Source organism: Bradyrhizobium sp. (assembly GCF_035652035.1).
Taxonomy (GTDB): domain Bacteria; phylum Pseudomonadota; class Alphaproteobacteria; order Rhizobiales; family Xanthobacteraceae; genus Bradyrhizobium.
Map to the genome: position 1 here is coordinate 19,832 of NZ_DASREO010000113.1, position 12,663 is coordinate 32,494.

A 12,663-nucleotide genomic window follows, 5' to 3' on the forward strand; every position below is an offset into this window, starting at 1 on the left:
GCGCGCTGCTGATTATCGGTTAGGAGGTCTTGCCATGGCTCCCGTCGTTGCGAAGGAAAAAGGCACCAACGAGACGGAAAGCTTTCGTACTCAACGGCTCGAGATGGTCGAGCGAAGCATCTCGGCGCGTGGCGTTCGGAATGACCTGGTGCTGGATGCGATGCGCAAGGTGCCGCGCGAGCTGTTCGTTCCCGAGAAGCTGCGCGAGTTCGCCTATGACGATTCGCCTTTGCCGATAGCGGATGAGCAGACGATCTCGCAGCCTTATATCGTCGCGTTCATGGCCGAAGCGCTGCTGCTCAAGGGCGGCGAGAAGGTGCTCGAGATCGGAGCCGGATCGGGTTATGCCGCCGCCGTGTTGTCGGAGATCGCCGCACAGGTCTATACGGTTGAGCGCATCGGTCGCCTCGCGGAGACGGCCGCTCAAAGGTTATCCGGGCTGGGCTATGACAATGTCCACGTCAGGCACGCCGACGGAACCAAGGGATGGCCTGAGCATGCCCCATATGATGCGATTGTCGTGGCCGCCGGCGGCCCGCAGGTGCCGGAATCCCTGAAATCGCAACTGAAGATCGGAGGCCGGCTTGTGATGCCGGTTGGCTCGGACCAGCAGGTTCAGGAATTGGTGCGCGTGACGCGCGTGGCGGAAGCTGAATATCAAAGCGAGGACATTGCGGACGTCCGCTTTGTTCCGCTCGTCGGCGACGAGGGATGGCCCGGCAAGACGCCGGAACCAGGGCTGCCGCGCCGCAAGTTTCGAATTGGTCACGATCCCGAGGGGGCACTGGAAAGACGGCTCGCGGATGCCGCGGAGCCGTTCCGATCGATCGAAACGGTCGATCTCAATCCCCTGATGGAGCGGATCGGATCGGCGCGAATAGTGCTTTTGGGAGAGGCGACGCACGGCACATCCGAGTTTTACCGGATGCGCGCACGCATCACCCAGGACTTGATTGTGAAGAAAGGCTTTCGGTTTGTCGCGATCGAAGGCGACTGGCCGGATGCGGCGCGCGTCGACCATTACGTCCGGCACTTCAATTACCCGCCCTCGGAATGGACAGCCTTCGCGCGCTTTCCGACCTGGATGTGGCGAAATGTCGAGGTTCGCGACTTCATTGAGTGGCTGCGCAAGCACAATGGGACAGTCGCCAAGGATCGCCGGGTCGCGTTTCATGGCCTCGATCTGTACAGCCTCTACGACTCGATCAGGTCGGTGCTTAGCTATCTGGACGACATCGACCCGGAATCGGCAAGGATTGCCCGTGAACGCTATTCATGCCTGACGCCATGGCAACGTGATCCAAAGGTTTATGGTCATGTTGCCTTGAGTGGGAAGTATCCGACCTGCGAATCTGACGTTGTCCGCAACCTGACGGATCTGCTCGGTAAACGCCGCGCCTACGCCGAACATGATGGCGACCGCTTTCTCGACGCGGCGCAGAATGCGCGCCTTGTCGCCAACGCCGAGCGATATTATCGCATCATGTATTACGGATCGCGCGCATCATGGAACTTGCGCGACACCCACATGTTCGAGACGCTCGAGAACCTGCTGGATCACTACGGGCCGGAAAGCAAGGCTGTTGTCTGGGCTCACAACTCGCATGTCGGAAATTCGGCGGCGACCGAGATGGCCGCGCGGGATGAGTACAATCTCGGCCATCTGTGTCGGCGGATGTTCGGTGATCGGGCTTATCTGATCGGATTCGGCACTCATAGCGGCGTCGTCGCAGCGGCGAGCGAATGGGATGGACCAATGGAGATCAAGAAGGTCCGGCCCTCGCAAGCTGGCAGCTACGAGCGGCTTTGTCATGCAACAGGCCATGCTCACTTTCTGCTCGGTTTACGCGGGAAGAGCGACCTTAGTAGCCCGCTTGCGCTCGGCAGGGAGCGCCTTGAGCGTGCGATTGGCGTGATCTATCGCCCGGAAACCGAGCTCGTGAGTCACTATTTTCGCGCCAACCTGCCACGGCAATTCGACGAATATGTCTGGTTTGACGACACGCGGGCGATCATTCCGCTGGCTACGACTGAACTCGGCGGGCTGCCCGATACCTATCCGTTCGGCGTTTGAGAGCGTTCGTTTCCGTTACTTTTGATCGAAGAAGTAGGAGCCGTCGATGAGCAAGTTGAAGATCCCGCACAACGCGTTCGTCTTCGTGGGTGATGGGCGGAAGGCACTTTTTCTGCGAAACGAAGGTGATGAAAAATATCCGAACCTGAAGACCGAGCGCGTCTTCGAAGACATCAACCCGGCGACTCACGAGCAGGGAAGTGAGCGGCCGGGCCGCGTCAGCAAGGCATTCGACTCCAGTCAGCGGAGTGCGGTCGAGCCGGTTGATTGGCATCGTCTCGAAGAGCATCGATTTGCGAGACAGGCTGCGGCGGCGATGGAGGAGATTGTACGAACAAGGAAAGTCCCGGCGTTGATCGTCGTGGCGCCGCCAAGAACGCTCGCTGATCTTCGCGCCGCTTTTCATGCCGATGTGCGATCGCGCATCATCGCAGAGCTGGACAAGGACCTGACCAAGCACCCGGTCGGCGATATCGAGAGGCTCCTGACCGCGGCGTGAACGCGGCCGGAACCCAAACGGCGGCCTTCGAAGCGGCGCGTGGTCAAGACTTGTCCGCAATCAGCTCAAGCCCCTCAAGCAAAGCTTTCTGTGCCAGGTTGATCTTCCCGTAAGCTGAGGCGAGGTCGAACCACTCGGTGCGGTCGATTTCAGGAAACCGCATGAATTGTCCGCTGCGCGGCGGCCATTCGATCTCGAACTCATTGCTGTGGGCGGTCTCCGCGTTCACATCCATTTCCAGAGCGAATGCGGTTACGATCTTGCCGCCGCGCTGCCGAACCTCAGGCAGCGGAAACATCGTGCCGACCGGTTCGATCCCGAGCTCTTCGCGAAACTCCCTGCGAGCAGCGACTTCGGGCGATTCGCCGGGGCCACATTCGCCTTTTGGGATCGACCAGGCGCCTGCGTCCTTGTTCCGCCAATACGGCCCGCCAGGGTGGGCCAGCAGGACCTCGATTTTTCCTTGGCGTCTCCGGAACACTAGAATGCCGGCGCTTCTTATAGGCATAGCTGCGCAACCGCGAGGATTTTCGAATGTCAGGTCTTCGCCAATGGCCGCCGCAATCTTGATGCACGCGGCAACAGCGACGCAATGTTCCAGCGTCTCAAGCCACGTGGTTGAGCTGGATCAACGTCTCGTTTGCAACCCCAAATAAAGATGAGCAGCTCTTCTGCGTCGGCGAGATCGCGAATGGATCAGGCGCTGCTTTTCGGGCAATTTGATATATTGGACGTTTGTCGTCGTGCGCAAGGCGATCTCTACGCATCGTTGGGATTTGGGCCTGTCGAGAGCAGCCATCATGTAATCGCTTCTGCCCCGTTTTGGAGGTTGCGCGATTATGGTGCCTCTAGCGGCTCCGCTTCCGTGCTCATCGTGGCCGCGCCGATCAAGCGGCCGTATATTTGGGATTTGGCTCCGCCTGTTAGCGCCATCCGCCGCTGTCTGGATGCGGATTTACGCGTCTTATTGCTGGAATGGTTGCCTGCCTCCGAGGCGACCTGCAACATTGGCATTACTGAATGCGTGCAAGCGGCCTCTGAGGCCGTGAAACGGATCGGCTCTAGTGAAAGCGAGCGGAAGCCGATCTTGATGGGGCACTCGCTGGGCGGGACGCTCGCTGCGATCTACGCCGCCAGCGCGCCCAACGCTGTCGATGGGCTCATACTGCTAAGTACACCTCTGTGTTTTAGGGAGGGCGAGAGCCTTTTCCGGGATGCCCTGGTTTCGCTGGTTCCGAACCCGGTTTCCGATGCAAGGATATATCCGGGGTCAGTTCTCTCACAGGCGAGCGCCGCGGCCTCACCCGTTACCTTCATATGGTCGCGGTATCTCGACGCGATAACCTGCGCCACTGATCGTGCAGCGATGGATATTCACGCCCGCGTCCAACGCTGGGCGTTCGATGAAGTGGCGTTGCCCGGGAAGCTCGTAAGCGAGATCGTCGAGTGGCTATATCGCGAGAACCGTTTCCACCGCGCCATACTGAATGTCGAAGGGCGGATGATTGGGTGCAAAGACCTTTCGACGCCAACGCTTGCCGTGGTCAATACGGCAGACCCCGTAGCTCCGGTGAATTCCGTGCGGCCGATCGGCGAGACGCTTGGGCCTGAGGAATTTCAATTGATCGAATATCCGGGCGAACGAGGCATTTGCTTACAACATCTCGGCGTACTCGTCGGACGACAAGCTCATGCGTGGCTGTGGCCACAGATTGTTGACTGGATCAGGACGCGAACGAGGTGGGCTCGTCACCCTGACGGTGTCGCCGCCGAGTAGCCGTGCGAGAGCGGCGATCAAGCGCCAAGGTTGAACGCGCTATTTCATTTTGGATTTGAGCTTGATGGTGGCGCCGTCGATGATAAACGACCCATATCCGCGATGATGAAGGGCTTTGGGGGGGTCTGCGCAGGATCGATCCACGCCTTCACGACTTCCAGGATGAAAAGATTGTAGCGCCTGACCAGGCTGGTGTCCGTCACGCGGCATTCGAGATTGCAGAAACTTCGCCGATCAGCGGCGGGGAAATCTGACGCGCCGCAATCGGGTTCAGGCCAAAGCCTGTGAACTTGTCAAATCTTTGCCCGAGCAGTTGCCTACCCTCACGACTTTATCGGCGAGACCGCGCGCCGGGATTACGATTGCCGCTTCCCCGTCGAGCGCAGCGCTCGAAAGCTGAAGTTCGCCTCACTGACCACACAGGCGAGGAGAGGCGGCTCGAATTCCAGCATCATGTGCCAGGACATCGCCATGACGTTTGCGTGCCCTTTGTCTGCCGTGGTCAACAGCACGACCGGCCCGGGTTCAAGTAACTGGTAAACTCTGGAAAGAGAGTAGGTCCTCAAAGCCACTGTCGAGCCCTGCCGCCTTTGAAAGGAGCGATTAAAGGCGAGTGCCTGATGATGTCGCACTAACTCGCTTGCTGGGCCGAGAATTGTCGCTTTTTGACCTATGCCTCGCCACGCCCCAAGGCTCTGAACGAGGCAGGCAAATGATGCAGCACCTTTTCGAACTCGCCCGGATCGAGCTTTTCCCAGAGAATTTCAAATACGCCGCGAGCGGCTGTCAGCGCATCGATTGGAAAACCTCCAGACAGTTCCGAGGCCACATGGTCGGCAAAGTCCTCGAGGTGGCGCTCTCTGGTCGGTGTTCCCGCGGCGTGCCAGTTTTCGTAGTAGAAGCCGCGGACGAGGATCGGTAATTGCGCGCCAAGCTTGATCGCGACTTCCGGAGGCAGTCGGTCCCGCAGCGCATGCAGGACAGCCCGTAGCGCCCGATAAGCTTCCTGGCGACTGTCGAGCACCAATTCATCCTCAACACCTTTCAGCCAGGCGTTTGTCTGCTGCACGGTATGGTCCAGAGTGGTGACCCCTGTCGTATTCATGACGCCTCCGCCGCTTGAAAACGAAAATTAAGCAGGACCGAAAGCAAGCCGGCTTGACATGAATCAACCCTAGTATCGACGACGCGCGGGTTAAGGACGGGCAGCAGCCAATCCTGGATGTTGCAGCCGCGCTCCGGCAGATAGGATCAGCAGCCGAGGAGTAGGAGGGTAGGGCATCGATCGCGGGCAGCCAACTCCCTGACCATAGCTAAGGTTTCAGGTTCTCGTGGCATGTCGCCGGCGCGCTGGGGCTGATCACGCCGGAAACGATCGGCGTCTTGCCGAACAATTTGCTTGCCCGCAAGCTGTGACCGAGCCGACGCTTGACGATTTTATCAGGCACTCCGCCCTAGTCGTCGCTTAGCGTCGTGCCTTGCGCCGCCGTTCGGCCTCAACGATCTCCGGCTCAAGCGAGCCGAGGTCCGTGTAGACTTGCGCCAGAACGGATTTCAGATTCGCAAGTCCATCTTTCGGCAGACTGCGGATCGCGACTTCCTCGAAGCGCATTGCAATCGGGATCAGTTCTTCGACCAGAGCTTCGCCCTTTGCCGTCAGATTGATCGCGACGGTGCGCGCATTGTCTTCCAGCCTCCTGCGCGAGACGAGGCCCTTGCGCTTCATCGCGCCGATCAGGCGTGACGCAGTCGATATCTCGAGCGATGTCATGTCAGCGAGATCGCCGAGGCGCTGATCACCTTGCTGCCAGAGCGCGGCCATCACCCGGTACATCGGCAGCGTGACGTCGTAGCCGGCGATGCGGCGCGAAAACAATTCACCCATCCGGACGCCGACCCGGTTGAGCAGATAGGGCAGGGAGTTCGTCAGCCGGTACAAGTGCTTGCCGCTTGTCTCGTTGCAACTATTGCAGGCGGACAGTAGCCGATTCACAGCCATCCGCCCAAGCAGAAAGTTGCATCTGCAAATTTCTCGTTGACATATATTTGTAAATGCAACTATTGTCACGGAAAGTAATAATTTTCGGGAAGGGATCGGCCGATGTCAGTGACATCCGGGGATTTGGGGGCTTCCTTCAGGCTTGCGATGCGGCGCTTTCCTGCCGCCGTCTCGGTCATTACGTCCGCCGACCAGAGCCGTCGCCACGGCATGACGGCAACCGCGGTGACGTCCCTGTCGCTCGATCCGCCGTCGCTGATCGTCTGCATCCACCGGGCAACGCTGCTTCACGACATCATTCAGGTTGGCCGGCATTTTTGCGTCAACGTGCTGCGCCGCGACCAGGTTGAGCTTTCTAGCGCATTCAGCGGCGCGATAGCGCCCGAGGCCCGCTTCGAGCACGGCACATGGCTGACCTCGGCTGATGGCGTCAGCTATCTGGCGGAAGCCCAGGTCAACATCTTCTGCAGGAAGGTCGCCGCTGTGCCGTACGGCACGCACACCATCTTCATTGGCGAGGCGGAAGCCGTCAACGTTCACGATCCGATCGAGCCCCTGATCTATCAGGACGCGAAATATTGCTCGTCGGTGGCGCATGAGACGCCGGCCGGGGCTTCGGCGGCACACACCAGCAAACATTGACCGGCGCACAGCGGAGCAGCACATGGCCATGTCGGCGCAATTGAAAGACACCGCCCCTCGCAAGCCGCCGCGTCCCGATCTTGCGGCGCTGAAGTCGCGGCTCGCGGCCGCGCTGCCGGATATCGCAGCGCGAGCGGCGGCAACCGAAAAAGGCTGCCGCGTGCCTTTTGAAAATATCAATGCCCTGCGCGACATCGGCTATTTCGATATCGTCAAGCCGGCGATGTTCGGCGGCTTCGAGCACGACTTCGACGTGCTGGTCGAACTCAATATCGAACTCGCGAAGTCATGCGCCTCGACGGCATGGGTCGCGGGTTTGCTGGCGGCCCATCAATGGCTGATCGCAAGCTTTGACGAACGGACGCAGCGCGACGTCTGGGGCGTCGACCCTGACGCATTGGCCTGTGGTTCCTATGCGCCTGCCTGCAAGGCTGCGGTTACCGAAGGCGGCTATCGCCTGTCGGGCCGCTGGTCGTTTGCGAGCGGCTGCGACAACGCGCAGTGGGCGCTGTGTGCAGCGCTGGTGCCGTCGGAAACTGAAGACGGCAAGTTGGCGCCGGCGTTCCTGCTGGTGCCGGCGTCGGATTACACCATCGACGATACCTGGAATGTCGTCGGGCTTGCGGGAACCGGCAGCAAGACGCTGGTGCTGACCGACGTCTTCGTGCCGGCGCATCGCGCGCTGAGTTTTGCCGCGACGACGAGTGGCCAGACGCCGGGCGCGGCACTCTATGATGGCAATCCCGCGTTCTCGCTTCCGATGCTCTGCAATATTCCCTCCTGCCTCGCCTCGACCGCCGTCGGCGCGGCGACCGGCGCGCTGGAGGAATACCTGGCGCGAACCAGCACGCGCGTGACGCGCGGAGCCGTCGCTGGCCACAACAACAAGATGGCGGAGTTTTCCACCATCCAGCTTCGCGTGGCGGAAGCGGCCGCATCGACCGACGCGGCGCGCGACCTTCTGCTGCGGGATCTTCGGCGCCGCGCGGCCACCGTCCGTGACGGCAGGCCCGTTACCGTCGAGGAACGCATTCTCAGCCGTCGCGGTCAGGCGTTTTCGGTCAATCTTGCAATTCGCGCGATCGAGGCCCTCAACGCTTCGACCGGAGGCGCGGGACTAGACCTTGCAAACCCGGTGCAGCGGGCCTGGCGCGACGTCAACGCCGTCGGCCGTCACATCAGCATGAACTGGGATGCGGTCGGCACGATGTACGGCCAGATGGCGCTCGGGCTTGCGCCGCTCGGCCAATACTGAACAGCAGCGAGGCAAACGGAGGAATCATGCAAGGGAAGATCGCACTCGAGGAGCACTTTGCTATCCCCGATACGCTGCTGGACTCCGCCGGCTTTGTGCCGGCGGAATATTGGCCCGAATTGAAGGGCCGTCTGCTCGATATTCAGGAGCGGCGCCTCACTGAGATGGATCGTCACGGCATCGAGATGATGATCCTGTCGCTCAACGCGCCGGCGGTCCAGGCGATCCCTGACAGAGCAATGGCTCTCGAGATCGCGCGGCGCGCCAATGATTATCTTGCCGAGCAGGTCGCAAAGCGGCCGACACGCTTCCAGGCCTTTGCGGCGCTGCCGATGCAGGACCCGGAGCTCGCGACCAGCGAACTCGAGCGCTGCGTGAAGACGCTCGGCTTTCGCGGCGCGCTGGTCAACGGCTTCTCGCAGATCGCCGACGGTCGCGCCCCAATCTATTACGACCTGCCGCAATACTGGCCGTTCTGGGCGCGCGTCGAACAGCTCGGCACACCGTTCTATCTGCACCCGCGCAATCCTTTGCCGGAAGACTCGCGAATCTATGAAGGACATTCCTGGCTGCTCGGTCCGACCTGGGCCTTCGGGCAGGAGACCGCGGTGCATGCGCTGCGTTTGATAGGTTCAGGGCTGTTCGATGCGCATCCGAACTTACGAATCATCGTCGGTCATATGGGCGAGGGGTTGCCCTATAGCATGTGGCGCATCGATCACCGCAACGCATGGGTCAAGGCGCCGCATAAACACAAGGCGAAGCGGAAGATCCGCGACTATTTCAACGAAAACTTCTACCTGACGACGTCGGGGAATTTCCGGACCCAGACACTGATCGACGCGATGCTCGAGATCGGTGCCGACCGCATTCTGTTTTCGGTCGATTGGCCGTTTGAGAACGTCGATCACGCGGCCGACTGGTTTGATGCCGCGAGCATCAGCGAAACCGATCGCGTGAAAATCGGAAGAGATAACGCGGCGCGGCTGTTCAAGCTCGACCGGCCAGTCTCGGCGTCCGTTGGGATCGATCAAGCTGCCGAATGAGCGGCAAATCCGGACGTTGAAATCAAAGGGGAGGGGACGTGATGACGGATCACGGGATTGACGTGCACGAGGAACTTGCGAGCGCGAAAGTCAGCGCGTTTCATCTGCGGCTCGGCCTTGTCATGGGGCTTTTGACGCTGTTCGACGGCTACGACACTTTCAACCCGGCTTATGTCATCCACTATGTCGCGGGTCCCTGGGGGCTGCGAGGCGGCCAGGCGGGACTATTGATTTCAAGCGGCCTGATCGGATTTCTGGTCGGCTCGGCCGTGCATGGTCTCGTTGCAGACCGGTTTGGTCGGCGCGGCACCTTGCTCGGTGGTTTGTGGATCACAAGCATCTTCACGGTGCTGACGGCGCTGTTTGCAGACTCGTTCGTCTCGTATTGCCTGTTGCGGCTTCTCACGGGCCTCGGCCTTGGCGTCTTGCTGCCGCTGGCGACGACCTACATCAACGAGCTGGCGCCGCGGCGCGTTGCCAACACCTTCTCGCTGTGGGGCGTCGCGCTGGGTTGGGCGCTTGGGGGCACTCTCGCCGGACTTGCCGGAGTCTTTGCAACCCCGGTGTTCGGCTGGAAGGCGCTTTACTGGATCGGATCGCTCTCCTTCGTGCTGCTTCCGTTTCTCCACGCCCAGCTGCCGGAATCGCCCAAATTCCTGATGCTCCGGAACAGGCCGGAGGAGATCCGGAGATTGCTCGGCCGGTTGCGTCCCGATCGGGCGCCGCTTTACGCTGACGCGACGTTTTCGGCCGCGCGGCCCGCCCAACCGGTCAATCCTGTCGCGGTGTTGCTCAGCGCGAAATATCGCCGAACGACGCTGTCGATCTGGCTGTCAGCGTTCCTCAGCCTGTTCTGCATCTTCGGTCTGACCGGCTGGATTCCGACGGTGATGATGCAGCGGGGTGAGACATTCTCGGCAAGCTTTGCCTTCGGAGCGGTGATGCAAGTCATGTCGTTCCTCGGCGGGCTCGCGGTCGGCCACCTGATCGACCGGGTCGGGCGAAGCCGCGGGCTACTGGCTTTTTGGTGGGCGATCGGTGGCTTAAGCGTTCTGGCACTCATCACGTACAATGCCCATGTGATGAATCTGGCGGCTGTCGCGCTCGCTGGCTTTTGCATCATTGGCGCGCAGTTCGTCCTGAACAATTTTACTGCTAACTCGTACGAAACGGACGTTCGCGCGACCGCGGTCGGAATGGAGCTGTCGGTTGCGCGGGTCGGGGCTATCCTTGGTCCGCTTGTGGCGGGCCTCCTGCAGCAAACCTACCAAAGCCCGACGCCGATGTTCCTCGCGATTGGCCTCGCAGCGCTACTGGCCGGCGCAATCATCCTGTGCGCGGCGCGGCCGGCAAGTGAGTGGACGGGCGCTGCAGCAGATTCGGGTGCGCGCCGCGAGGGCACGGCCGCACTCACGGATCGCGTGGCTTCAAATGCTCCTCTACAAGGCGCGTAAGAAGCTGCATGAAGAGAACTCGCTCCTGCTTTGCCAAAGCGGCGAGCGTTTGCTTGTTGAATGCCTGGTTGAGCTGATCGGCTTCGTCAGCGCGTTTGTGGCCAGCGGCGGTAAGGCTTAGCTCGACCGCCCGCCGGTCCCTGCTCGACCTCTTTCGCTTCAAGGTCCCTTCCTGTTCCATCCTCGTGAGGATCTTCACGAGATTAGGAAGCTGCATCTTCAAGACGGCGGCGAGCTCGCTCTGGGTGACTGTCTTGTTGTCGCGAACAATCAGCAGGATTGCATAGTCGACCGGAGACATGCCCATCGGTTTAAAGAAGCGGTAGAACCGGTCGAAGACTTCGAGCTGCAATATCCGGATCATGAACCCCGGAGTTTGACGCAGCGCCGTCAAGTCCAGAGGCCGGGTCTTTGCTTGTTGAGCTGAGCGTGGCCCGGAGACCCGCTCATGCATTTCATTGGTCGGCTTGTCCATTCCGAGATCCTGCATCCGTCAGGCGAATTGACGCTGGCAAAAAATACTTATAAAATATAAGTAAATGTCGGGTGCGGCCGTGACCCGCCGCCTTGTCTGCTCGGGAGGTATATATGCGAAAGTATTTCAGTGCGCAGCTGATCGCGTCAGCTTTGGCCGGTTTTTTCCTCTCGTCTGCGCACGGACAGCCGATCAAGATCGGCGTTCTCAACGACCAATCCGGCGTCTTCGCGGAGTATCAAGGCATCGGGTCTGTCGTTGCGGCACAGATGGCGGTCGAGGACTACGGGGGCAAGGCGGCTGGCAAGCCGGTCGAAGTTGTTTCCGCGGACCACCAGAACAAGCCCGATATCGGCATTGCCATCGCGCGGCGCTGGTATGAGAACGAGGGCGTCGACGCCATTTTCGATCTTCCGAACTCGGCGATAGCGCTCGCGGTCGCGGACATGACTGCGCAGAAGAACAAGGTGTTCGTGGGATCTGGCGCTGGTACGGCGCTTCTGACTGGCGAAAAGTGCACACCCAATACCGTGCATTGGACCTACGATACTTACGCCTACGGCCGCGGACTTGCCAAAGCCGTCGTCGCGCAAGGCGGAAAGAAGTGGTTTTTCCTGACAGCGGACTACGCGTTCGGGCACGACCTCGAGAAACGCGCTGCCGACGGTGTCAGGGAATCGGGTGGCGAAGTCCTCGGCTCGGTGCGTCATCCGCTCGGAACCGCCGACTATGCGTCGTTCCTGCTACAGGCCCAGGCGTCGGGTGCGGACATCATCGGCATCGCAAATGCCGGCGACGACACCATCACGTCGATGAAGCAGGCGGCCGAGTTCGGCCTCACGCAGAATCAGAGGCTGGTTGGCCTGATTCTGGGCATCAACGGACTTCCCGCGCTGGGCCTGAACCTGGCGCATGGGGCGCAGATCATGAATCCGTTCTATTGGGATCTCAACGACGGCACGCGAGCGTTCGCAAAGCGGTTTGCCGAGCGGCACCCTCGCCATAACTATCCGAACGACATGCAGGCGGGCGTCTATGCGTCGGTCCTTCATTACCTGAAGGCGGTCGACAAGGTTGGAGGCGCCGGCGACGGAAAGGCGGTCGTTGCCGCCATGAAAGCGATGCCGACCGACGATGCTCTGTTTGGGAAGGGTTATATCCGCCCTAATGGACGCAAGATCCACCCGCTCTACTTGCTGGAGGTAAAGCGTCCCGAGGAATCGAAGTCAAAATGGGATCTGCTGAAGGTCGTCGCAACCGTTCCCGGAGAGCAGGCGTTCCGTCCGGAAAGCGAGGGAAACTGTCCGCTCGCGGCCCGATAGGGACGGATCGGAAGCTCGCCCGTGATCCACCGGGAAGGCGAGCGCTTCGTTGCGGCGAGAGGCAAGCCTCTTGGAGGTTTGATTTGTTGATCTTCGCGGCCGATCGCGAAGGCAGCCATG

Annotated in this window: 13 protein-coding genes; 8 read left to right on the forward strand and 5 right to left on the reverse strand. The window is 60.5% G+C overall.

The features are described from left to right. Window positions 1-34: 34 nt before the first annotated feature. Window positions 35-2,074, forward strand: coding sequence for a protein-L-isoaspartate(D-aspartate) O-methyltransferase (locus VFB05_RS31780; RefSeq protein ID WP_325020118.1), 2,040 nt, complete (start codon window positions 35-37; stop codon window positions 2,072-2,074). Window positions 2,075-2,120: 46 nt separating this feature from the next. Next, entirely contained in the window at window positions 2,121-2,573 is a 453-nt protein-coding gene (locus VFB05_RS31785) for a host attachment family protein (protein WP_325020120.1), read from the forward strand. A gap of 43 nt (window positions 2,574-2,616) precedes the next feature. Here VFB05_RS31785 and VFB05_RS31790 read toward each other — a convergent pair whose 3' ends face one another. After that, entirely contained in the window at window positions 2,617-3,081 is a 465-nt protein-coding gene (locus VFB05_RS31790; protein WP_325020121.1) for an NUDIX domain-containing protein, read from the reverse strand. A gap of 183 nt (window positions 3,082-3,264) precedes the next feature. On the opposite strand from VFB05_RS31790, the gene VFB05_RS31795 reads away from it, so the two are divergent. Next, entirely contained in the window at window positions 3,265-4,350 is a 1,086-nt protein-coding gene (locus VFB05_RS31795) for an alpha/beta fold hydrolase (RefSeq protein ID WP_325020124.1), read from the forward strand. 356 nt (window positions 4,351-4,706) lie between these two features. Here the strand turns inward: VFB05_RS31795 and VFB05_RS31800 are convergent, their stop codons facing one another. From VFB05_RS31800 to VFB05_RS31810, 3 genes are all read right to left on the reverse strand, one after another. After that, a complete protein-coding gene (locus VFB05_RS31800; RefSeq protein ID WP_325020126.1) occupies window positions 4,707-4,823 on the reverse strand; it encodes a hypothetical protein in 117 nt (38 codons plus the stop codon). A 197-nt stretch (window positions 4,824-5,020) separates the two neighbouring features. Next, complete coding sequence (locus VFB05_RS31805; protein WP_325020128.1) at window positions 5,021-5,455, reverse strand: DUF2267 domain-containing protein; 435 nt, start codon at window positions 5,453-5,455, stop codon at window positions 5,021-5,023. Window positions 5,456-5,815: 360 nt separating this feature from the next. Then, a complete protein-coding gene (locus VFB05_RS31810) occupies window positions 5,816-6,289 on the reverse strand; it encodes a MarR family winged helix-turn-helix transcriptional regulator (RefSeq protein ID WP_325020130.1) in 474 nt (157 codons plus the stop codon). Between the two features lie 162 nt (window positions 6,290-6,451). Between VFB05_RS31810 and VFB05_RS31815 the strand changes: the two genes are divergently transcribed. From VFB05_RS31815 to VFB05_RS31830, 4 genes are read left to right on the forward strand one after another with little or no spacing between them, the layout of a single operon-like run. Continuing rightward, entirely contained in the window at window positions 6,452-6,991 is a 540-nt protein-coding gene (locus VFB05_RS31815) for a flavin reductase family protein (protein WP_325020132.1), read from the forward strand. A gap of 40 nt (window positions 6,992-7,031) precedes the next feature. After that, entirely contained in the window at window positions 7,032-8,246 is a 1,215-nt protein-coding gene (locus VFB05_RS31820; protein ID WP_414643347.1) for an acyl-CoA dehydrogenase family protein, read from the forward strand. Between the two features lie 26 nt (window positions 8,247-8,272). Further along, entirely contained in the window at window positions 8,273-9,292 is a 1,020-nt protein-coding gene (locus VFB05_RS31825; RefSeq protein WP_325020136.1) for an amidohydrolase family protein, read from the forward strand. A gap of 41 nt (window positions 9,293-9,333) precedes the next feature. Further along, window positions 9,334-10,746 (forward strand): MFS transporter, encoded by a 1,413-nt coding sequence (locus VFB05_RS31830; RefSeq protein WP_325020138.1) that lies wholly within the window; start codon window positions 9,334-9,336, stop codon window positions 10,744-10,746. Here VFB05_RS31830 and VFB05_RS31835 read toward each other — a convergent pair. Next, window positions 10,703-11,221 (reverse strand): MarR family winged helix-turn-helix transcriptional regulator, encoded by a 519-nt coding sequence (locus tag VFB05_RS31835; RefSeq protein WP_325020140.1) that lies wholly within the window; start codon window positions 11,219-11,221, stop codon window positions 10,703-10,705. The two genes, VFB05_RS31830 and VFB05_RS31835, sit on opposite strands and share 44 nt — an antisense overlap. A gap of 113 nt (window positions 11,222-11,334) precedes the next feature. On the opposite strand from VFB05_RS31835, the gene VFB05_RS31840 reads away from it, so the two are divergent. Further along, window positions 11,335-12,543 (forward strand): ABC transporter substrate-binding protein, encoded by a 1,209-nt coding sequence (locus VFB05_RS31840; protein ID WP_325020142.1) that lies wholly within the window; start codon window positions 11,335-11,337, stop codon window positions 12,541-12,543. Window positions 12,544-12,663 lie beyond the last annotated feature (120 nt).

Bases quoted from the DNA above. Each gene is read 5' to 3' on its own strand.
- VFB05_RS31835 (WP_325020140.1), bottom strand. From the start codon at position 11,221: ATGGACAAGCCGACCAATGAAATGCATGAGCGGGTCTCCGGGCCACGC.
- VFB05_RS31830 (WP_325020138.1), top strand. From the start codon at position 9,334: ATGACGGATCACGGGATTGACGTGCACGAGGAACTTGCGAGCGCGAAA.
- VFB05_RS31790 (WP_325020121.1), bottom strand. From the start codon at position 3,081: ATGCCTATAAGAAGCGCCGGCATTCTAGTGTTCCGGAGACGCCAAGGA.
- VFB05_RS31800 (WP_325020126.1), bottom strand. From the start codon at position 4,823: ATGGCGATGTCCTGGCACATGATGCTGGAATTCGAGCCGCCTCTCCTC.
- VFB05_RS31795 (WP_325020124.1), top strand. From the start codon at position 3,265: ATGGATCAGGCGCTGCTTTTCGGGCAATTTGATATATTGGACGTTTGT.
- VFB05_RS31815 (WP_325020132.1), top strand. From the start codon at position 6,452: ATGTCAGTGACATCCGGGGATTTGGGGGCTTCCTTCAGGCTTGCGATG.
- VFB05_RS31805 (WP_325020128.1), bottom strand. From the start codon at position 5,455: ATGAATACGACAGGGGTCACCACTCTGGACCATACCGTGCAGCAGACA.
- VFB05_RS31780 (WP_325020118.1), top strand. From the start codon at position 35: ATGGCTCCCGTCGTTGCGAAGGAAAAAGGCACCAACGAGACGGAAAGC.
- VFB05_RS31840 (WP_325020142.1), top strand. From the start codon at position 11,335: ATGCGAAAGTATTTCAGTGCGCAGCTGATCGCGTCAGCTTTGGCCGGT.
- VFB05_RS31785 (WP_325020120.1), top strand. From the start codon at position 2,121: ATGAGCAAGTTGAAGATCCCGCACAACGCGTTCGTCTTCGTGGGTGAT.
- VFB05_RS31825 (WP_325020136.1), top strand. From the start codon at position 8,273: ATGCAAGGGAAGATCGCACTCGAGGAGCACTTTGCTATCCCCGATACG.